Consider the following 19,928-nt stretch of genomic DNA (forward strand, 5'->3'; position numbering starts at 1 on the left):
CATCCATAATCGGATGGTTTTTTTTTATCTTTGGCTGGTAATATATAAAACAAAACCTACCCTGTAATTTCCTTTATTTATAAAAAAGAGATAGAGATAATAATATGGCATGGACTCCACGGACGCTGGCGGATGCATTAAACAACATCGCTGAATTAAATATTGATATAGAAAATAATGAATCTTCATTAATAATAAAAATGAATGATTATGGCGATTTACCACTGGCGGTTTTATTTACCTCGCAACAAATAGTTATCGAGACTTATATCTGTCCGGTAAATACGATTAGAGATACCGCGGAATTTAATCTTTTCTTGCTGAGAAATCAGAAGATTTTACCGCTGTCTTCGGTCGGTATTACCCAGGTAAAACAGGAGGAATATTATGTCGCTTTTGGCGCGTTGTCGTTAAATTCGTCGCTTGCCGACGTGACGCTGGAAATCACCACGCTTGTAGAAAATGCGTTGGATATCGCTGAAATAACACAAGTCTATTCACAGGAATAATACAGGCGGCTTACATGGGAATTTTAAAAAGTTTGTTCACGTTAGGTAAATCATTCGTTGCTCAGGCAGAAGAGGCCATTGATGAAGCACAGGGTGTACGTATGCTGGAGCAGCATATTCGCGACGCAAAAGCCGAGCTGGATAAAGCGGGTAAATCCAGAGTGGATTTATTGGCGCGGGTGAAACTAAGCCATGACAAGCTGAATGATTTACGTGAGCGTAAAGCCAGCCTTGAAACGCGGGCGTTGGCGGCAATGAGTAAGAATGTCGACGCCGCTTTACTCAACGAAGTGGCGGAAGAAATAGCCCGTCTGGAAAATGCCATTCTTGCCGAAGAACAGGTGCTGACTAATCTGGAAGCCTCTCGTGATGCGGTGGAGAAGGCCGTAACGGCGACAGGCCAGCGGATTGCGCAGTTTGAGCAGCAACTTGAAGTGGTTAAGGCGACAGAAGCCATGCAGCGCGCCCAGCAGGCGGTGACGACCTCGACCGTCGGAGCCGCGTCGAATGTGTCTACGGCGGCGGAGTCGCTTAAACGTTTACAAACGCGTCAGGCTGAACGCCAGGCCCGGCTGGATGCCGCCGCGCAGCTGGAAAAAGTCGCCGATGGACGCGACCTGGATGAAAAACTGGCGCAGGCCGGCATTGGCGCAACCAATAAAAGCAATGCTCAGGATGTGTTGGCGCGTTTACAGCGTCAACAAGGCGAATAATGCTCTTTACGTGGATGGTCAAAACCTGCCAGCGTCATTTGTCCAGACTGACCTGGCCTGTTTATCGGGCAGTATCTGCTTTGTTATCGGTAGCGCGAAAGCGCGCTACCGTGCTGAGCTCGTCGCTTTCATACGAGACGGCACATGAATGCGCGATCTCAAATGGCATTATGCCTAACGACAATCGCATTCTGGCTGAAGAGGTCGCATGGCAAGAGATAGAGGTTCCCCTATGATGCAATTTTTTCAGCGTTTGCTCGGTAAAACAAGCGCGCCAGCGCCGATTCGCGGACCATTAGGATTACATCTTAACGCCGGTTTCACGCTGGATACGCTGGCATTCCGGCTACTGGAGTCGTCGTTGCTGGTGGAGCTACCGGGTGAAAAATACACTGTCGCGGCAGCGAGTCGCATAGATTTAGGCGGCGGCAGTCAGATTTTTCGCTACTACACCTCTGGCGATGAGTTTCTACAAATTAACACCACTGGCGGCACGGATGTTGACGACATTGATGACATCAAACTTTTTGTATATGAGGAAAGTTTCGGTATTAACGAGGAACGTCACTGGCGTTCAGCCATTGCGCCAGCGGCAATAGGGCCGATGACGCTCAACTGGCAAGAACGGCGCTGGCAGCGCTTTTTTAACCATGAAGAGCCGGGCAATATTGAACCTGTCTACATGCTGGAAAAGGTTGAAAATCAGCAGGCAGAGAAATGGGACGTTCACAATTTTACGATGGGCTTCCAGCGCCAGGTGACGGATGACGCCTGGGAGTATCTTCTATTGAACGGGGAAGAATCATTTAACGAACGCGGTGAGCCTGAATGGGTGTTTTCGCGCGCGCTCGGCGTGGATATCCCGCTCACCTCACTGACGGTTATTGGTTAAGCACATACAGGACAATTATGCATATACTGGACGCATTACTGGCTTTCTGCGCCTATTTTTTTATTGGCGCGGCAATGGTCATCGCATTTCTTTTTATTTACTCAAAGATAACGCCGCATAATGAATGGCAGTTGATAAAAAATAACAATACTGCGGCATCGCTGGCCTTTAGCGGTACGTTGCTGGGCTATGTCATCCCCTTATCCAGCGCGGCGATAAACTCGGTCAGCATCCCGGACTATTTTGCCTGGGGCGGCATTGCGCTGGTGATTCAACTGCTGATTTATGGCTGCGTAAGGTTATACATGCCTACGCTGAGCGAAAAAATTATTCATCACAACGTGGCGGCGGGGCTATTTATGGGAACCGCAGCGCTGGCTGGCGGTATTTTTAACGCTGCCTGTATGACATGGTAACGGAAGATCATGGCAAAAAAACGAAAATCCAGAAGAACATCCGGCGTAGGCCATTCGGCAATAAGACGGATAGCCGAACCGGTTAATCCCTTTGAGCGGCAACGAAATCGCTACACGCCAAAATGCCTGACGCTGGCGATTATGGGCGGAGCGGCCTTTTTTCTCCTGAAAGGGTGCGGTGATGGCGGCAATACTGACAACGACGGCGATGGGACGTTTTACGCCACGGTGAACGACTGTATTGACGATGGCAATAGCGCCAGCGTTTGCGCTGACGGCTGGAATAATGCGAAAACAGAATTTTACGCGAATGTGCCTAAGCAATTGACGCAGGAGAGCTGTCAGTCGCAGTTTGGCGATTGCTACTTTGATAGCACCGATCGGAGTTGGGTTCCGGTATTAAGCGGCTTTTTGCTCAGCCGCGCGATTCGTCAAAACCGTGACGAACAATACATCTATAGCAGCGGCGGTTCATCCTACGCCTCCCGTCCCGTCTGGCGCACCACGTCCGGCGATTATGCGTGGCGCAGCGGTACAGGGAAAAGCGATACCGCGACCAGCCCTGGTTATACGACACGGAAAGCGTCCACCGTCTCCCGCGGCGGCTATGGCCGTTCTTCCAGCGCCCGCGGGCACTGGGGAGGCTAACCATGCTACGACATAACGTACCGGTACGCCGGGATCTGGATAAGATCGCCTGCGATCACGGTTTTGACTTTCATGTTATCGATAACGAAATTTACTGGGATGAAAGCCGGGCCTACCGTTTTACATTACGGCAAATTGAAGAACAGATCGAAAAACCGACCGCAGAGCTTCATCAGATGTGTCTGGAGGTTGTCGAGCGGGCCGTCCGGGATGAGCAGATCATGCAGCAGTTGGCGATCCCGCCATTGTACTGGGATGTCATCGCCGAAAGTTGGCGCAGCCGCGATCCTTCGCTTTACGGACGGATGGATTTCGTCTGGTGCGGCAAAGATCCGGTTAAATTGCTGGAATACAACGCGGATACGCCGACATCGCTCTATGAATCCTCCTACTTTCAATGGCTATGGCTGGAGGATGCTCGTCGTAGCGGCGCCATTCCGCGTGATGCCGATCAATACAACGCGATACAGGAGCGGCTGATCGCCCGCTTCAGCGAGCTGTACAGTCGGGAACCGCTCTACTTTTGCTGTTGTGAAGATACCGACGAAGATCGCACGACGGTGCTGTACCTTCAGGATTGCGCGCAGCAGGCGGGCCAGGAAACGCGATTTATCTATATTGAAGAACTGGGGCTTGGTGTAGGCGGCGTGCTGACCGATCTGGACGATAATGTGATTCGCCGCGCCTTTAAGCTCTACCCGCTGGAGTGGATGATGCGCGATGACAACGGCCCGCTGTTGCGAAAACGGCGTGAGCAATGGATTGAGCCATTGTGGAAAAGTATTCTGAGTAACAAAGGGCTGTTGCCGTTATTGTGGCGCTTTTTCCCTGGCCATCCGAATCTGCTACCGGCCTGGTTTGAGGGCGAAAAATCGCTCGCAGCGCCAGGTGAAAGCAGCGTGCGGAAGCCGATTTATTCACGTGAAGGCGGCAACGTCACGATTTTCGACGAGCGGCAAAATGTTATCGATCATGCCGACGGCGACTACGCTGACGAGCCGATGATTTACCAGGCGTTTCAGCCTTTGCCGCGCTTTGGCGATAGCTATACGCTGATTGGCAGTTGGATCATTGACGATGAAGCCGCCGGGATGGGGATTCGCGAGGACAATACGCTAATTACCAAAGACACTTCCCGTTTCGTCCCACATTATATTGCCGGTTAATCATACTTTTGTGATCTTGCTCCGGCGTCAATGGCGCAGTCATGACCATACTTGACTTCAGCGCCATTGAAGGAGGGAGACACCATGTCCTGGCAAACACATACCGTCTTTAATCAACCTGCTCCGCTCAATAACAGTAACTTATTCCTGTCTGATGGCGCGCTGTGTGAAGCGGTTTCCCGGGAAGGCGCGGGATGGGATAGCGATCTTCTCGCCAGCATTGGCCAACAACTGGGAACGGCGGAATCACTGGAACTGGGTCGTTTGGCGAATGCGTATCCTCCTGAGTTGCTGCGTTACGATCCCCAGGGGCAACGTCTGGATGACGTTCGCTTTCATCCCGCCTGGCACCTGTTGATGCAGGGGCTTTGCGCTAATCGGGTACATAACCTGGCCTGGGAGGAGGAGGCAAGGGCGGGAAGTTTTGTCGCCCGGGCGGCGCGTTTTGTATTACATGCTCAGGTAGAAGCGGGAACACTCTGTCCTGTCACGATGACCTTTGCCGCGACGCCGTTGCTATTGCAGATGCTTCCCGCCACTTTCCATGACTGGCTGGCGGCGCTGCGCAGCGATCGCTACGATTCGCATTTGCTGCCGGGCGGGCAAAAACGGGGCCTGCTCATCGGCATGGGAATGACGGAAAAGCAGGGCGGATCGGACGTACTCAGTAATACGACCCACGCGGAGCGGCTGGCGGATGATTCATATCGGCTGGTGGGACATAAATGGTTTTTCTCTGTGCCGCAAAGTGATGCGCACCTCGTGCTGGCGCAGGCAAAAGGAGGATTATCCTGTTTCTTTGTGCCGCGTTTCCTGCCAGACGGGCAACGGAACTCTGTTCGTCTTGAACGCCTGAAAGATAAACTCGGTAATCGATCTAATGCCAGCGCCGAAGTCGAGTTTCAGGATGCCGTCGGCTGGCGTCTGGGAGAAGAGGGCGACGGGATTCGGCATATCTTAAAGATGGGCGGTATGACGCGTCTTGACTGCGCGCTCGGGAGTCATGGCTTAATGCGGCGTGCGTTTTCAGTCGCGATTTACCATGCTCATCAGCGTCAGGCTTTTGGTAAGCCGCTGATCGAACAACCGTTGATGCGACAAACCTTAAGTCGTATGGCGCTATGCCTGGAGGGGCAGACGGCGCTTTTGTTTCGGCTGGCGCGCGCCTGGGAGCAACGTCGCGAGGCGAAAGAGGCATTATGGGCGCGATTATTCACGCCAGCGGCGAAATTCGCCATCTGTAAGCAGGGAATCCCTTTTGTGGCTGAGGCGATGGAGGTTCTCGGCGGGATGGGGTATTGCGAAGAGAGCGAACTCCCTCGCCTGTACCGTGAAATGCCGGTGAACAGTATCTGGGAAGGTTCCGGCAATATCATGTGTCTGGATGTACTTCGGGTGCTGACAAAACAACACGGCGTCTATGACGTATTGAGTGAAGCTTTTGCGGAAGTCAAAGGTCAGGATCGCCATTACGACCGCGCGGTACGTCAGCTACAGCAACGTTTACGCAAACCGGACGAAGCAATGGGCAGAGAGATTACGCAGCAGCTTTTCCTGCTGGGATGCGGAGCGGAAATGCTGCGTCATGCCTCGCCGCCGCTGGCGCAAGCGTGGTGTCAGATGATGCTGGATACACGCGGCGAAATGCCGCTGCCTGCCCAGGTGCAAAATGATTTACTGTTAAGGGCGACCGGGGGACTGCGGTAACGTTTGGCCTGTGGTACATGCCATCCGGCGCGAGCCACGCGGCATCAGGCATAGAGTATCGCCTGTACGCGCCAGTTATCCGACTGTTGTTCTTCATACATTTGAATAATTCTGTACCAGGACGCACCCTGTTCATCGGCTTTCAGGGCGATAATCCGCTCTACATCCTGTGGGTTTCCTGCAACATTACTGACCGAGATCAGGCCGATTTCATTCAGACCCGTTACGCAGTCAGCACTGGCGAATTCGGCAGACTGTGCCGTCGTACTCACCAGTCCGGCAGAAAGCAGCAGTGAGGATAAGGCAAGTTCTTGTTTCATCGTCAGCTCCTTATTACATACCCCGCATTTAACAGGACGCTCCATCACGGTAAACCTGTTTGTGTATTGTGCACAGGTAAACGCATAGGGACGCAAAGCAATGTAAAACTGACTAAAAATCAATCTACTGTTATTGACGATACAAAATGGCTTGTGAATACCACTGGCCGGTTACAACCGTTTCATCAACCATTAAGATAACGTAATAATCGGCTTTCGCAGCGACGGCTTTCGCTCTGATTTCATCTATTGCATCATCCGGGGAGCCCCGAACCAGCGCGCTTACGGTCCCCATCCGCTGTAGTCCTTGCGTTTGATCGCGACGGATTTCCTGCGGGTGATCGGCGACAGGCGGCGCAGGTTGCGGCGTACCCTGCAGCACGCTACACGCGCTTAATAACAGCGCTGCTATCAATGAAGCAAACCGACGCATAACTCTATCTCGTTTCCTGATAATCATAGTGTAATGCCTTATTGATTTCCCTTTAGGGGGAATGTTCCCGAAGTGTTACCTGTCACGCGATTTTCGAATGAAAACGTTGCGAAAGCGTAACCCAGTTCTCAAACATTATGAATTATTGCGCTATCCATAAACTTGCGTTAAGTATTTCTCCGTGGCATACCGGATAGAAAGGAGAGAATAATGATAGCGATTGAAACACGACAATTAGCCGGAGGCGTCGTACTACATGCCTTCCCGGAAGGGAAACGCGCCGTGCCGCTTCCCTGTGTGGTGTTCTATCATGGCTTCACCTCCTCCAGCCTGGTTTATAGTTATTTTGCCGTTGCCCTGGCACAGGCAGGATTCCGGGTAGTCATGCCGGATGCGCCGGAGCATGGCGCTCGCTTCGGCGGCGACTCACAGGGACGGATACGCCGATTCTGGCAGATTCTGCACCAAAACATGCAGGAATTTACGACGTTACGTGCGGCGATTCAGGCGGAAAATTGGCTACTTGACGGGCGGTTAGCGGTGGGCGGCGCATCCATGGGCGGTATGACGGCGCTGGGCATTATGACGCGTCACCGGGAGGTAAAATGCGGGGCCAGTTTAATGGGGTCGGGCTATTTTACCGGGCTCGCCCGGACGCTTTTCCCGCCGTTATCCCCGCAGAACCCGGCACAGCAGGCGGAATTCGACAATATCATCGCGCCGCTACGTGAATGGGAAGTCACACATCAGTTAGAGCGACTGGCCGACAGGCCGCTTCTGTTGTGGCATGGTCAGGAGGATGACGTGGTGCCTGCTATCGAAACCTTCCGGCTCCAGCAGGCACTCGCCGCGGCGAAGCTGGATAAGCATGTGACCTGTTTATGGGCCGCAGGCGTGCGGCATCGCATTACGCCAGAAGCGTTGTCGGCGACGGTAGCGTTTTTCCGACAGTATCTTTAAACGCGGAGTATGCTTACACCCTGGGCTTCAAGCTGTTGCAAAACCTGCGGATTGGCATTTTTGCCGGTAATCAGCATAGCGATCTGATCGGCGCGGCTGAACAGCATTCCCGCGCGCTCGCCAATTTTACTGCTATCGACCAGCGCGACCAGTTTCCCGACGACGCTGAGCATTTTTTGTTCCGCCATGGCGGTTAGCATATCGGTCTTGTACAGGCCATCCGCGGTTAAGCCCTTTCCGCTGGTAAACATCCAGTGGCCAGCATAGAGACTGTTTTCACTTCCCTGCGGGCTCAGGGTAATCGACTGGCTTTTGTTGTACTGACCCCCCATGATAATCACGCTGTCATGCTCTTGATCGATCAGATAATTCGCCAGCGGCAGATAGTTGGTAATGATCTGTACCGGCTTCCCGCACATTTCACGCCCCAGCAGGAAAGCGGTGGAGCCGCAGTTAATCACTACGCTTTCACCCGGGTTCACCAGCTGCGACGCCGCTTTCGCGATGCGTACTTTTTCATCGTGGTTTTGCGCCTGGTGCAGATTCATCGGCGTCCAGCGGGGCCGCTGTTGGGTAATGGCCTCTGCGCCGTTGCGCACTTTTTTAAGTTTCCCGCTTTCGTCGAGCTTGTTGATGTCGCGGCGCGCTGTCGCCGGGGAGATCCCCAGACGCTCAATCACGTTTTCGACGGTAACAAAGCCCAACTGTGCCAGCATATCCAGCAGTATTTGATGTCTTTGTGCTTCAGTCATGAGCTATTCCGATACAAATTGATTTGAAAAGATGATATTTGAAATAGCCTGGAAATACTAAAGTAAATGGAAAAAATGCCGGGTAATCCCGGCATGATATCGACTCACAGGAAGGATTTGAACGGTAGATCGGGTTCAATGGTAAAGCAATCGTCAAACCCACGCGGATAGTGGTATTCGAAATTGTCTTTATCCAGCGGCCAGGTAAACTTGCCGCCAACCTGCCAGATAAACGGTTTAAAACCATACTTCAGGCGATCTTTCTTCATTTCCCATAGCACGCGGATCTCTTGCGGATCGGCCTGGAAGTTCGACCAGATATCGTGATGGAACGGGATCACCACTTTGGTATTCAGCGATTCCGCCATGCGTAAAATATCCGCGCTGGTCATTTTGTCCGTAATACCGCGCGGGTTTTCACCGTAAGAACCGAGCGCGACATCAATTTGATGTTCGTTGCCGTGTTTCGCGTAGTAGTTGGAATAGTGAGAATCGCCGCTGTGATAGAGATTGCCGCCCGGCGTTTTAAACAGATAGTTAACCGCGCGTACATCCATGCCGTCCGGCAGTACGCCAGCGGCTTTCTGATCGGCGGGCAGGGTGATTAATGCGGTACGGTCAAAGGCATCAAGCGCATGAATTTCAATATCTTTCACTTTCACGACATCGCCCGGTTTTACCACGATGCAGCGTTCTTTAGGCACGCCCCAGCCAACCCATAAATCCACGCAGGTCTGCGGGCCGATAAACGGAACATCATCGGCGCAATTCTGCATTACGGCAGCCGCGACATTGACGTCAATGTGATCGTTATGGTCGTGGGTCGCTAGTACGGCGTCAATTTGACGGATAGCGAAAGGATCGAGAACAAACGGCGTGGTGCGCAGGTTAGGCTGTAATTTTTTGACGCCAGCCATACGCTGCATCTGATGGCCGGTTTTCATCAACGGATTACCGTGGCTCTGTTTACCGGTACCGCACCAGAAATCGACGCATACGTTAGTGCCGCCTTCAGATTTTAGCCAGATACCGGTACAGCCCAGCCACCACATAGCGAACGTACCCGGCGCGACCTGCTCTTGCTCAATCTCTTCGTTCAGCCAGCTTCCCCACTCCGGAAACGTGCTCAGAATCCATGATTCACGCGTGATGCTTTGTACTTTACTCATCGCATTTACCTTCATGTTTGTTCAAAATGGTTCAAAACGTGATTTGTTTTGATTAATCCTGACACTATTTTCTCAAGAAGGCAATGGGCTATTTTTTGACTTTTGAGTAGAGGAGAACGCAGCCAGAAGAAAATTTAATCTTTTCTGGCGTCATGGCGATGTATTCATCTTTATGATTTTACTTATTTTAATGAAGAAATGAGTTATTTATAAGTAAACCATGTATTAAGTGTGCTAATTATTTGCGCGCTACGTCACATTTAATCAAATTCAATCTTGTTGTGATTACTTTTGAAAATTACAGTGGAGGGACATTATTCTGAGCGCCTGTGACTCAGCAACCTTGTCTACCGGAGATCGTTATGGAGATCCTCTACAACATCTTTACCATTTTTTTTAATCAGGTAATGACCAATGCCCCGCTATTACTGGGTATTGTGACCTGCCTGGGCTATATCCTGCTGCGTAAAAGCGTCAGCGTGATCATCAAAGGGACGATCAAAACCATCATTGGCTTCATGCTGCTACAGGCCGGGTCCGGCATTCTGACCAGCACCTTTAAACCGGTGGTGGCGAAAATGTCTGAGGTTTACGGCATCAACGGCGCGATTTCCGATACCTATGCTTCGATGATGGCAACGATCGAACGGATGGGTGATGCGTATAGTTGGGTAGGCTACGCGGTGTTGCTCGCGCTGGCGCTGAATATTTGTTACGTCTTGTTGCGACGCATTACCGGTATTCGCACCATCATGTTGACCGGGCACATCATGTTCCAGCAGGCGGGGCTGATTGCGGTCTCTTTCTATATCTTCGGCTATTCCATGTGGACCACCATTATCTGCACGGCGATACTGGTTTCCCTGTACTGGGGTATTACCTCCAACATGATGTATAAGCCGACTCAGGAAGTGACCGATGGCTGTGGTTTCTCCATCGGTCACCAGCAGCAGTTTGCTTCCTGGATTGCCTATAAAGTCGCGCCGTTCCTGGGCAAAAAAGAGGAAAGCGTTGAAGACCTCAAACTGCCGGGCTGGCTGAACATTTTCCACGACAACATCGTCTCCACGGCGATTGTAATGACCATCTTCTTTGGTGCCATTCTGCTCTCCTTCGGTATCGACACCGTGCAGGCGATGGCGGGCAAAGTGCACTGGACGGTCTACATCCTGCAAACCGGTTTCTCCTTTGCGGTGGCGATCTTCATCATCACTCAGGGCGTGCGCATGTTTGTGGCAGAACTCTCTGAGGCCTTTAACGGTATCTCCCAGCGTCTGATTCCGGGCGCAGTACTGGCGATTGACTGTGCGGCTATTTATAGCTTCGCGCCGAACGCGGTGGTCTGGGGCTTTATGTGGGGCACCATTGGTCAGCTGATTGCGGTTGGCATCCTGGTTGCCTGCGGCTCCTCGATCCTGATTATTCCTGGCTTTATCCCGATGTTCTTCTCTAACGCCACTATCGGCGTGTTCGCTAACCACTTCGGCGGCTGGCGTGCGGCGCTGAAAATTTGTCTGGTGATGGGGATGATTGAAATCTTTGGTTGCGTCTGGGCGGTGAAACTCACCGGTATGAGTGCCTGGATGGGTATGGCGGACTGGTCGATTCTGGCACCGCCGATGATGCAGGGCTTCTTCTCCCTCGGTATCGCCTTTATGGCCGTCATCATTGTAATTGCACTGGCTTATATGTTCTTCGCTGGCCGCGCACTGCGCGCAGAAGAAGATGCAGAAAAACAACTGGCAGAACAGTCTGCTTAATAAGGAGTTTTGATTATGACCGTACGTATTCTGGCTGTGTGTGGCAACGGACAAGGCAGTTCCATGATCATGAAAATGAAAGTGGACCAGTTTTTAACCCAATCAAACATTGACCACACGGTAAACAGCTGCGCGGTTGGCGAGTACAAAAGCGAGTTGAGCGGCGCGGATATCATCATCGCTTCTACCCATATTGCAGGCGAAATCAGCGTGACCGGCAACAAATATGTGGTTGGCGTGCGCAACATGCTCTCTCCAGCTGACTTCGGCCCGAAACTGCTGGAAGTGATCAAAGAACATTTCCCGCAAGACGTGAAGTAAGGATGCAACATGAAATTACGTGATTCACTGGCGGAGAATAATTCTATCCGCCTGCAGGCTGAAGCGAATACCTGGCAGGAAGCCGTCAAGATCGGCGTCGATTTACTGGTGGCTGCCGACGTGGTGGAGCCGCGCTATTACCAGGCCATTCTCGATGGCGTTGAGCAGTTTGGCCCCTATTTTGTGATTGCCCCCGGCCTGGCGATGCCGCATGGCCGCCCGGAAGAAGGGGTCAAGAAAACCGGTTTTTCTCTGGTGACGCTGAAAAAGCCGCTGGAGTTCAACCACGAAGATAACGACCCGGTCGATATTCTGATCACCATGGCGGCGGTCGATGCCAACACTCACCAGGAAGTGGGCATCATGCAGATCGTTAATCTGTTTGAAGACGAAGCCAATTTCGACCGTTTACGCGCCTGCCGTACCGCGCAGGAAGTCCTGGATCTCATTGACCGCACCAACGCGGCAGCTTAAGAAGGAATTGAAAATGTCATTACCAATGTTGCAGGTCGCGCTGGACAACCAGACTATGGATAGCGCCTATGAAACCACCCGCCTGATTGCCGAAGAAGTCGATATCATTGAAGTGGGCACCATTCTGTGCGTGGGCGAAGGCGTGCGCGCCGTTCGCGACCTGAAAGCGCTCTATCCGCACAAAATTGTGCTGGCGGACGCCAAAATTGCCGATGCCGGTAAAATCCTCTCCCGTATGTGTTTCGAAGCCAACGCGGACTGGGTAACGGTCATTTGCTGCGCCGACATCAACACCGCGAAAGGCGCGCTGGATGTGGCGAAAGAGTTCAACGGCGATGTGCAGATCGAGCTGACCGGTTACTGGACCTGGGAACAGGCGCAGCAGTGGCGCGATGCAGGCATTCAGCAAGTGGTTTATCACCGCAGCCGTGACGCGCAGGCCGCAGGCGTGGCGTGGGGCGAGGCGGATATTACCGCGATTAAGCGGCTGTCCGACATGGGCTTTAAAGTGACCGTGACCGGCGGGTTGGCGCTGGAAGACCTGCCGCTGTTCAAAGGCATTCCGATCCATGTCTTTATCGCGGGGCGCAGCATTCGCGATGCCGAATCGCCGGTAGAAGCCGCGCGTCAGTTTAAACGTTCCATCGCTCAACTGTGGGGCTAAGGAGCGGCTATGTTGTCGAAACAAATCCCGCTTGGCATCTATGAAAAAGCGCTCCCCGCCGGGGAGTGCTGGCTGGAGCGCCTGACGCTGGCAAAAGAACTGGGTTTCGATTTCGTCGAGATGTCGGTCGATGAAACCGATGAGCGTCTTTCGCGGCTTGACTGGAGCCGCGAGCAGCGTCTGGCGCTGGTGAGCGCGGTTGCTGAAACCGGCGTGCGCGTGCCGTCCATGTGTCTGAGCGCGCATCGTCGTTTTCCGCTCGGTAGCGAAGATGACGCGGTACGGACGCAGGGGCTGGAGATTATGCGTAAAGCGATTCAGTTTGCGCAGGACGTCGGGATTCGCGTCATTCAACTGGCGGGGTACGACGTTTACTATCAGCAGGCCAACGACGAAACGCGTTGCCGCTTCCGCGATGGGTTAAAAGAGAGCGTTGATATGGCCAGCCGCGCCCAGGTGACGCTGGCGATGGAGATCATGGACTACCCGCTGATGAATTCCATCAGTAAAGCGCTGGGCTATGCTCACTACCTCAATAACCCGTGGTTCCAGCTCTATCCGGATATCGGCAATCTGTCTGCCTGGGATAACGACGTACAGATGGAGCTACAGGCGGGAATCGGGCATATCGTCGCGGTACACGTCAAAGATACTAAACCCGGCGTGTTCAAAAATGTGCCGTTTGGCGAAGGCGTTGTCGATTTCGAACGCTGCTTCGAAACGCTCAAACAGAGTGGCTATTGCGGGCCCTATCTGATTGAGATGTGGAGCGAAACAGCAGAGAACCCGGCGGCAGAGGTAGCGAAAGCGCGTGACTGGGTGAAAGCGCGCATGGCCAGCGCCGGTCTGGTGGAGGCAGCCTAATGCAAAAACTCAAGCAGCAGGTATTTGACGCTAACATGGATTTGCCCCGTTATGGACTGGTGACGTTTACCTGGGGCAACGTCAGCGCTATCGATCGCGAACGCGGGCTGGTGGTAATTAAGCCAAGCGGTGTCGCCTATGAAACCATGAAGGTAGATGACATGGTGGTGGTGGATATGGATGGCAAAGTGGTGGAGGGAGGTTATCGTCCTTCTTCCGATACCGCTACCCATCTGGCGCTGTATCAACGCTATCCGTCGCTTGGCGGCGTCGTTCATACCCACTCCACCCACGCCACGGCATGGGCGCAGGCGGGGATGGCTATTCCAGCGCTCGGCACCACGCACGCGGACTATTTCTTTGGCGATATTCCTTGTACCAGAGCGTTAAGCGAAGAAGAAGTGCAGGGCGAGTACGAGCTGAACACCGGTAAGGTGATTATCGAAACGCTGGGCGAGGTGGAACCGCTGCATACGCCAGGCATTGTCGTGTATCAACACGGGCCGTTCGCCTGGGGGAAAGATGCGCATGATGCGGTACATAACGCGGTCGTCATGGAGGAAGTGGCGCGAATGGCGTGGATTGCGCGCGGTATTAACTCTGGCCTCAACCCCATCGACGATTATCTGATGAATAAACACTTCATGCGTAAGCATGGCCCGAATGCGTATTACGGGCAGAAGTAAAACAACGCTCCGGGATCCTATCCCTCAGGGATGTAATTGGTCAGATTCCGGAGCTTCTTTCATAACACTCTATAGAATCATACTACTGTGTCTATCAACGGATTGTTTGTTAAAACTGACCCACAGCGGCGTCGGTATGGAGTAGCTGCGTTAATTGGTTTTGCAGCGGGTATTATTTCAGCATTTGTAAAATGGGGCGCGGAAGTTCCTTTACCGCCGCGAACGTTTTCCGGCGGGCGCGATGAGTTTAATCCACCGTATATTTTTTTGCGGGATTATTTAGGCATTGACCCAACACAAACGGTTTATACCTTTTCTGAGCATGTTATTAACCCTGTGATGGTAACTCACATTATCTTTTCGCTGGTGTTCGCAATAGGTTACTGCGTCGTCGCGGAAATTTTCCCAAAAGTTAAATTATGGCAGGGGATACTGGCGGGGCTGATTGTTACGGTCGTCGTGCATGGCATATTCTGCCCGGCGCTGAACTTAACGCCTCCGCTTACACAACTTCCTTTTGACGAGTACGCTTCTGAAATTCTGGGACATGTATTTTGGTTTTGGGTGATTGAATTAATGCGCCGCGATCTGCGAAACCGCATAACGCATGAGCCGGATGCCGAATTGCCATTAACAACCCGATAAGCGAAAAAAATGCCCCCTGACCAGGGGGCAAAACTATGGCATTTTCCTGGTACTAGCGATAAATCACCGCGCTGGCATGCATGTTGCCGTTACTACCGGGCTCCCGTAACAAAATCGGGTGGTAGTACGTTGCGCCTCGCGCATCAGTTTCTTCTTTCAGCGCCTGGCGGGCCTCGCTTTCAGTCGCGAAATTATGGTTTATGTAAATCACGCCTAAGCTCTGTATATCGTCCATATTTCTGGCCTGACGATTATCAATTTCAATGGCTGCCATTGTATTTACGCTGAGCAAAAATCCAGCCAGAAGGGGGAAAATACGGAAGAACATAGTGACCTCCTCGGCGGCGGTTGCTGACCTGGCCCTGCCTCCTTTTTTGTGAACCTCTGATGTTATTTTAATCGCTACCAGCAGGAGCGATAGCGACCATTTCTGATGCAGTTGTTCAAAAAATTACCGCATTTCCCGCTGATGCCTGATAAATCGTCAACTCGCTAGCTGTTATGGTGGTTAACAGGTCGGTATCTCATCCTTAATCTTTTACATTTCAGAACTGATCGGCAGGCACATAAATAATCGAACTATTGCCTTGAGTTTCGCCGGGCGTGTCAGTATTATAACACGTCATTTTTCAGCCGACCTTTAACACGTTCCTTGCCTCCATGGGCCGCGGCTGACCCAGACAGGAGGCTGAATAATCCGTAAGGAGCAATTCGATGCGTCATTACGAAATCGTTTTTATGGTCCATCCTGACCAGAGCGAACAGGTTCCGGGTATGATCGAGCGTTACTCTGCTGCCATCACTGGCGCAGAAGGCAAGATCCACCGTCTGGAAGACTGGGGCCGCCGTCAGCTGGCTTACCCGATCAACAAACTGCACAAAGCGCACTATGTTCTGATGAACGTTGAAGCGCCGCAGGAAGTGATCGATGAGCTGGAAACTACCTTCCGCTTCAACGATGCCGTTATCCGCAGCATGGTTATGCGTACTAAGCACGCTGTTACCGAAGCTTCTCCGATGGTTAAAGCGAAAGACGAGCGCCGTGAGCGTCGCGATGATTTCGCTAACGAAACCGCAGATGATGCTGAAGCTGGGGATTCTGAAGAGTAATTTCTGATGACCAACCGTCTGGCGTTGTCCGGCACCGTGTGCAGGGCCCCCCTTCGAAAGGTCAGTCCATCAGGAATTCCGCATTGCCAGTTCGTGCTTGAGCATCGTTCTGTGCAAGAGGAAGCCGGCTTTCACCGGCAGGCGTGGTGCCAAATGCCCGTTATTGTTAGCGGACACGAAAACCAGGCCATTACTCACAGTATAACGGTCGGCAGCCGCATAACCGTTCAGGGGTTTATCTCTTGCCACAAGGCAAAGAACGGTCTGAGCAAAATGGTTCTGCATGCCGAGCAGATTGAATTGATAGATTCTGGAGACTAGCCATATGGCACGTTATTTCCGTCGTCGCAAGTTCTGCCGTTTCACCGCGGAAGGCGTTCAAGAGATCGACTATAAAGATATCGCTACGCTGAAAAACTACATCACCGAAAGCGGTAAGATTGTCCCAAGCCGTATCACCGGTACCCGTGCAAAATACCAGCGTCAGCTGGCTCGCGCTATCAAACGCGCTCGCTACCTGTCTCTGCTGCCGTACACTGATCGCCATCAGTAATCGGTCACGGTCCATTAATACGACTTTGAGAGGATAAGGTAATGCAAGTTATTCTGCTTGATAAAGTAGCAAACCTGGGTAGCCTGGGTGATCAGGTTAACGTTAAAGCGGGCTATGCTCGTAACTTCCTGGTACCACAGGGTAAAGCTGTTCCGGCTACCAAGAAAAACGTTGAATACTTCGAAGCACGTCGCGCTGAACTGGAAGCTAAACTGGCTGACGTTCTGGCTGCTGCAAATGCACGCGCAGAGAAAATCAACGCCCTGGAAACCGTTACTATCGCGTCTAAAGCAGGCGACGAAGGTAAACTGTTCGGTTCCATCGGTACTCGCGACATCGCTGACGCTGTGACTGCAGCTGGCGTTGACGTGGCTAAGAGCGAAGTTCGTCTGCCGAACGGCGTTCTGCGTACCACTGGCGAACACGAAGTGAACTTCCAGGTTCACAGCGAAGTATTCGCAAAAGTTATCATCAACGTGGTTGCTGAGTAATCAGGCATTCTCGTTTTTGCTAGCAACGAAACGTCGGCCCAGCGCCGACGTTTTGCTTTTTTAACCCCATCGCTTTTCGACTGGCTATCTCCCCCTCTTTTCGCGATAATCAAAAATAAAACATTATTTTAATTTCTTGGTGAAAGAATGGATACCCAACGCCAGGCCTCCCCGTTTGCCCGCAAAAACGTCGTTTATGTATGTGCCGCATTTTGTTGCCTGCTATGGGGCAGCGCTTATCCAGCCATCAAAAGCGGTTATGACCTCTTTCAGATAGCCACCGACGATATCCCTTCTAAAATTGTTTTTGCTGGTTATCGTTTTTTGTTTGCGGGTGGGTTGCTGCTACTGTTCGCGCTGCTTCAGCGTAAACCGATTGGTCGGTTTCGTCCGCGCCAGTTTGCTCAGTTAACGTTACTGGGGCTGACCCAGACGTCGCTACAATATCTCTTTTTCTATATCGGCCTTGCGTTCACCTCCGGCGTGAAAGGCTCAATCATGAACGCGACAGGCACATTCTTCAGCGTATTGCTGGCGCATTTTATTTATCAGAACGACCGATTGAGCTACAACAAAACGCTCGGCTGTATTCTGGGCTTTGCGGGCGTCATGGTGGTGAACGTCAGCAACGGCCTGGATTTCAGCTTTAATCTGCCGGGAGAAGGCTCCGTGGTGCTGGCGGCGTTTATTCTTTCTGCGGCCACATTGTATGGCAAACGTCTCTCGCAGACGGTCGATCCGATGGTCATGACTGGCTATCAATTGGGGATTGGCGGTCTGGTACTGGTCATTGGCGGCTACGTTTTTGGCGGTACGCTGACGATACATGGCTTCTCGTCGGTGGCGATTTTAGTCTACCTGACGTTGCTCTCGTCAGTCGCTTTTGCGCTATGGAGCATTTTACTCAAATATAATCGCGTGGGGATGATTGCGCCGTTTAACTTTCTGATCCCGGTTTCCGGCGCGGCTCTTTCGGCTATTTTCCTCGGCGAGAATATTCTGGAGTGGAAATACATGATTGCGCTGGTGCTGGTGTGTTCGGGGATCTGGTGGGTGAATAAGGTGAAGCGGTAATGCTTCACCTGAACGAATAGGGTATAGGCGGGGTAAGGCGTAGCCGGCGTTACTGTGCGCGAATAAAACTGCCGTCAGGCTGACGCGTAAACAGCACCTGTTGGCTGTTATCGCCATCTATCGTTAAACCTGTCACCACCCCGCTGGCATTCTGGCGAATTTTAATCATTTGACCATTTTTGAGATTACTCAGCGGCTTGCCAGCGCCTTCTACCTGCGCCATTGCATAAACGTCTGTTGGGGGCAGTCCGTGGTCACGGAACAGTTGCGCCAGAGTTTTACCAGGCTCTACCCGGTACGAGCGCCACTGTTGACCGATGCCGCTATCCTGCTGGAAAGGCTGCGTTTGCGGCTGGTTTTGTTCTTCCGGCTGGCCTTCCTGGATAGGTTCCGGCGCAACGGGCGCCACCTGATCCGGATCGTTTTGCGGCGCGACCAGCTGCGCCTGAAGCTGGGCCTCTGTCGGCGGCTGTGATTGCGATTGCAGATCCAATTGCGCTTCCCGCGTGACGACAGGTGAGTCGCTGGTCTCGCTGGCGGGCAGCAGGAAACCGATCACCAGCACGATAGCGGCAATGATAATGCCACGACGATGCATAGGCGGCAGCGGCTCCATGATGCGAAAATTATCCGGCGCGTGCCAGATTTTCGCCAGGGTTGGTTTTAATTCAAAGCGCCCGGGCATGGTTTACCTCCTGCTCCGCATCTCGTTCCTTAATCATAGAGTATAGATGGCTAACGCTATGATACTGGTAGTGCTATCCGCTTTCGTGACATCAATACGGATAATCTATTGTTTCTTTTTCCCTGCGATTTGTCATCCTCCCTGAGACAAAGTTTTACCAGAAGAAGCGTGGCTGTTATGCTGCCCGCTACTTTTTTGATATCCGATGAAGGAAAAATAATGGCCACCCCGACTTTTGACACTATTGAAGCGCAAGCGAGCTATGGCATTGGTTTGCAGGTAGGGCAGCAGCTTAGCGAATCCGGTCTTGAAGGGCTATTGCCTGAAGCGCTGGTTGCAGGTATTGCTGATGCGCTGGAAGGTAAACACCCGGCGGTTCCTGTTGATGTGGTGCATCGCGCGCTGCGTGAAATTCATGAGCGTGCGGACACGGTGCGTCGTGAGCGTTTCAAAGCGATGGCGGCTGAAGGCGTGAAATATCTGGAAGAAAACCGCGAAAAAGACGGTGTGAACAGTACTGAATCTGGTTTACAGTTCCGCGTTCTGACACAGGGCGAAGGCGCGATTCCGGCACGTACCGACCGCGTACGCGTGCATTACACCGGTAAGCTTATTGATGGCACCGTATTTGACAGCTCCGTCGCGCGCGGCGAACCGGCTGAATTCCCGGTAAATGGCGTGATCGCCGGCTGGATTGAAGCGCTGACTCTGATGCCAGTAGGTTCCAAATGGGAACTGACTATCCCACAAGAGCTGGCCTATGGCGAGCGTGGGGCCGGGGCATCTATTCCGCCATTCAGCACCCTGGTGTTTGAGGTGGAACTGCTGGAAATTCTCTAAGCGCTCCGGGTTTGCCGGATGACGACGTAAACGCCTTATCCGGCAACCCTGACTTCAGTAGATGCCAATATTTTAT

At 52.3% G+C, this 19,928-nt stretch carries 27 protein-coding genes and 1 pseudogene; 22 read left to right on the forward strand and 6 right to left on the reverse strand.

The window, feature by feature from the left end; translation table 11 throughout:
* The first annotated feature begins 104 nt into the window (after positions 1 to 104).
* The 8 genes and pseudogenes from ACLJRH_RS14215 (at position 105) to ACLJRH_RS14250 (ending at position 6,051) form a co-directional block, all read left to right on the forward strand.
* Positions 105 to 509, forward strand: coding sequence for a YjfI family protein (locus ACLJRH_RS14215; RefSeq protein WP_001527172.1), 405 nt, complete (start codon positions 105 to 107; stop codon positions 507 to 509).
* 14 nt (positions 510 to 523) lie between these two features.
* The gene (locus ACLJRH_RS14220) at positions 524 to 1,222 is read left to right on the forward strand and encodes a PspA/IM30 family protein (protein ID WP_000511981.1); all 699 of its coding nucleotides are present in this window, start codon (positions 524 to 526) and stop codon (positions 1,220 to 1,222) included.
* A pseudogene (locus tag ACLJRH_RS14225) lies at positions 1,222 to 1,309 on the forward strand (hypothetical protein); the annotation flags it as partial. The gene ACLJRH_RS14220 and the pseudogene ACLJRH_RS14225, both read left to right, overlap by 1 nt.
* Positions 1,310 to 1,430: 121 nt before the next feature.
* On the forward strand, positions 1,431 to 2,114 hold the full coding sequence (locus tag ACLJRH_RS14230) for a YjfK family protein (RefSeq protein ID WP_000090294.1): 684 nt from the start codon (positions 1,431 to 1,433) through the stop codon (positions 2,112 to 2,114).
* A 17-nt stretch (positions 2,115 to 2,131) separates the two neighbouring features.
* On the forward strand, positions 2,132 to 2,530 hold the full coding sequence (locus ACLJRH_RS14235; RefSeq protein ID WP_000547736.1) for a DUF350 domain-containing protein: 399 nt from the start codon (positions 2,132 to 2,134) through the stop codon (positions 2,528 to 2,530).
* A 9-nt stretch (positions 2,531 to 2,539) separates the two neighbouring features.
* Complete coding sequence (locus ACLJRH_RS14240; RefSeq protein WP_023136355.1) at positions 2,540 to 3,178, forward strand: DUF1190 domain-containing protein; 639 nt, start codon at positions 2,540 to 2,542, stop codon at positions 3,176 to 3,178.
* Between the two features lie 2 nt (positions 3,179 to 3,180).
* On the forward strand, positions 3,181 to 4,344 hold the full coding sequence (locus tag ACLJRH_RS14245; protein WP_000943947.1) for a glutathionylspermidine synthase family protein: 1,164 nt from the start codon (positions 3,181 to 3,183) through the stop codon (positions 4,342 to 4,344).
* Positions 4,345 to 4,428: 84 nt separating this feature from the next.
* Complete coding sequence (locus ACLJRH_RS14250) at positions 4,429 to 6,051, forward strand: isovaleryl-CoA dehydrogenase (protein WP_023136353.1); 1,623 nt, start codon at positions 4,429 to 4,431, stop codon at positions 6,049 to 6,051.
* Positions 6,052 to 6,095: 44 nt separating this feature from the next.
* Here ACLJRH_RS14250 and yjfN read toward each other — a convergent pair whose 3' ends face one another.
* Positions 6,096 to 6,371, reverse strand: a complete 276-nt coding sequence (gene yjfN, locus ACLJRH_RS14255; protein WP_001518964.1) for a DUF1471 family protease activator YjfN — start codon at positions 6,369 to 6,371, stop codon at positions 6,096 to 6,098.
* A gap of 130 nt (positions 6,372 to 6,501) precedes the next feature.
* Positions 6,502 to 6,831 (reverse strand): biofilm peroxide resistance protein BsmA, encoded by a 330-nt coding sequence (gene bsmA / locus ACLJRH_RS14260; RefSeq protein ID WP_000586836.1) that lies wholly within the window; start codon positions 6,829 to 6,831, stop codon positions 6,502 to 6,504.
* A 183-nt stretch (positions 6,832 to 7,014) separates the two neighbouring features.
* Here bsmA and yjfP point away from each other — a divergent pair, with 183 nt between their 5' ends.
* Positions 7,015 to 7,764 (forward strand): esterase, encoded by a 750-nt coding sequence (gene yjfP / locus ACLJRH_RS14265; RefSeq protein ID WP_023136352.1) that lies wholly within the window; start codon positions 7,015 to 7,017, stop codon positions 7,762 to 7,764.
* Here yjfP and ulaR read toward each other — a convergent pair.
* A complete protein-coding gene (ulaR, locus tag ACLJRH_RS14270; RefSeq protein ID WP_000133618.1) occupies positions 7,761 to 8,516 on the reverse strand; it encodes an HTH-type transcriptional regulator UlaR in 756 nt (251 codons plus the stop codon). The genes yjfP and ulaR overlap by 4 nt on opposite strands.
* A 104-nt stretch (positions 8,517 to 8,620) precedes the next feature.
* Complete coding sequence (ulaG, locus tag ACLJRH_RS14275) at positions 8,621 to 9,685, reverse strand: L-ascorbate 6-phosphate lactonase (RefSeq protein WP_000049161.1); 1,065 nt, start codon at positions 9,683 to 9,685, stop codon at positions 8,621 to 8,623.
* A gap of 362 nt (positions 9,686 to 10,047) precedes the next feature.
* Here ulaG and ulaA point away from each other — a divergent pair, with 362 nt between their 5' ends.
* The 7 genes from ulaA (at position 10,048) to ACLJRH_RS14310 (ending at position 15,099) form a co-directional block, all read left to right on the forward strand.
* Entirely contained in the window at positions 10,048 to 11,445 is a 1,398-nt protein-coding gene (gene ulaA, locus ACLJRH_RS14280) for a PTS ascorbate transporter subunit IIC (RefSeq protein WP_000404876.1), read from the forward strand.
* A gap of 15 nt (positions 11,446 to 11,460) precedes the next feature.
* Positions 11,461 to 11,766 carry a PTS ascorbate transporter subunit IIB gene (gene ulaB, locus ACLJRH_RS14285; RefSeq protein ID WP_000218358.1) on the forward strand — a complete coding sequence of 102 codons (306 nt, stop codon included), beginning with the start codon at positions 11,461 to 11,463 and terminating at the stop codon, positions 11,764 to 11,766.
* A 9-nt stretch (positions 11,767 to 11,775) separates the two neighbouring features.
* On the forward strand, positions 11,776 to 12,240 hold the full coding sequence (ulaC, locus tag ACLJRH_RS14290) for a PTS ascorbate transporter subunit IIA (protein ID WP_000776531.1): 465 nt from the start codon (positions 11,776 to 11,778) through the stop codon (positions 12,238 to 12,240).
* Positions 12,241 to 12,253: 13 nt separating this feature from the next.
* Positions 12,254 to 12,904 carry a 3-keto-L-gulonate-6-phosphate decarboxylase UlaD gene (gene ulaD / locus ACLJRH_RS14295; RefSeq protein ID WP_000056761.1) on the forward strand — a complete coding sequence of 217 codons (651 nt, stop codon included), beginning with the start codon at positions 12,254 to 12,256 and terminating at the stop codon, positions 12,902 to 12,904.
* Between the two features lie 9 nt (positions 12,905 to 12,913).
* Positions 12,914 to 13,768, forward strand: a complete 855-nt coding sequence (gene ulaE / locus ACLJRH_RS14300) for an L-ribulose-5-phosphate 3-epimerase UlaE (protein ID WP_023136351.1) — start codon at positions 12,914 to 12,916, stop codon at positions 13,766 to 13,768.
* On the forward strand, positions 13,768 to 14,454 hold the full coding sequence (locus ACLJRH_RS14305; protein WP_001609814.1) for an L-ribulose-5-phosphate 4-epimerase: 687 nt from the start codon (positions 13,768 to 13,770) through the stop codon (positions 14,452 to 14,454). The genes ulaE and ACLJRH_RS14305 overlap by 1 nt, the downstream gene beginning before the upstream one ends.
* An 87-nt stretch (positions 14,455 to 14,541) precedes the next feature.
* Entirely contained in the window at positions 14,542 to 15,099 is a 558-nt protein-coding gene (locus ACLJRH_RS14310; RefSeq protein ID WP_000026293.1) for a YagU family protein, read from the forward strand.
* Between the two features lie 52 nt (positions 15,100 to 15,151).
* On the opposite strand, the gene yjfY is transcribed toward ACLJRH_RS14310, so the two are convergent.
* The gene (gene yjfY / locus ACLJRH_RS14315) at positions 15,152 to 15,427 is read right to left on the reverse strand and encodes a DUF1471 family protein YjfY (RefSeq protein WP_000466077.1); all 276 of its coding nucleotides are present in this window, start codon (positions 15,425 to 15,427) and stop codon (positions 15,152 to 15,154) included.
* Between the two features lie 386 nt (positions 15,428 to 15,813).
* Here yjfY and rpsF point away from each other — a divergent pair, with 386 nt between their 5' ends.
* The 5 genes from rpsF to ACLJRH_RS14340 all read left to right on the forward strand — a co-directional run bounded on the left by rpsF (position 15,814) and on the right by ACLJRH_RS14340 (position 18,327).
* Positions 15,814 to 16,209, forward strand: a complete 396-nt coding sequence (gene rpsF, locus ACLJRH_RS14320; RefSeq protein WP_001216673.1) for a 30S ribosomal protein S6 — start codon at positions 15,814 to 15,816, stop codon at positions 16,207 to 16,209.
* A gap of 6 nt (positions 16,210 to 16,215) precedes the next feature.
* On the forward strand, positions 16,216 to 16,530 hold the full coding sequence (gene priB, locus ACLJRH_RS14325; protein WP_001519453.1) for a primosomal replication protein N: 315 nt from the start codon (positions 16,216 to 16,218) through the stop codon (positions 16,528 to 16,530).
* 4 nt (positions 16,531 to 16,534) lie between these two features.
* On the forward strand, positions 16,535 to 16,762 hold the full coding sequence (gene rpsR, locus ACLJRH_RS14330) for a 30S ribosomal protein S18 (RefSeq protein ID WP_000135199.1): 228 nt from the start codon (positions 16,535 to 16,537) through the stop codon (positions 16,760 to 16,762).
* A gap of 41 nt (positions 16,763 to 16,803) precedes the next feature.
* Complete coding sequence (gene rplI, locus ACLJRH_RS14335; RefSeq protein WP_001196065.1) at positions 16,804 to 17,253, forward strand: 50S ribosomal protein L9; 450 nt, start codon at positions 16,804 to 16,806, stop codon at positions 17,251 to 17,253.
* A 147-nt stretch (positions 17,254 to 17,400) separates the two neighbouring features.
* A complete protein-coding gene (locus ACLJRH_RS14340; protein WP_000381075.1) occupies positions 17,401 to 18,327 on the forward strand; it encodes a DMT family transporter in 927 nt (308 codons plus the stop codon).
* 49 nt (positions 18,328 to 18,376) lie between these two features.
* Here ACLJRH_RS14340 and ACLJRH_RS14345 read toward each other — a convergent pair whose 3' ends face one another.
* Entirely contained in the window at positions 18,377 to 19,012 is a 636-nt protein-coding gene (locus ACLJRH_RS14345) for an OapA family protein (protein WP_023136350.1), read from the reverse strand.
* 219 nt (positions 19,013 to 19,231) lie between these two features.
* Between ACLJRH_RS14345 and fklB the strand changes: the two genes are divergently transcribed.
* Complete coding sequence (gene fklB, locus ACLJRH_RS14350) at positions 19,232 to 19,852, forward strand: FKBP-type peptidyl-prolyl cis-trans isomerase (protein WP_000235164.1); 621 nt, start codon at positions 19,232 to 19,234, stop codon at positions 19,850 to 19,852.
* Positions 19,853 to 19,928: the final 76 nt, after the last annotated feature.

This window comes from Salmonella sp. SAL04162 (assembly GCF_046551535.1).
In the GTDB taxonomy this organism is placed as follows: domain Bacteria; phylum Pseudomonadota; class Gammaproteobacteria; order Enterobacterales; family Enterobacteriaceae; genus Salmonella; species Salmonella enterica.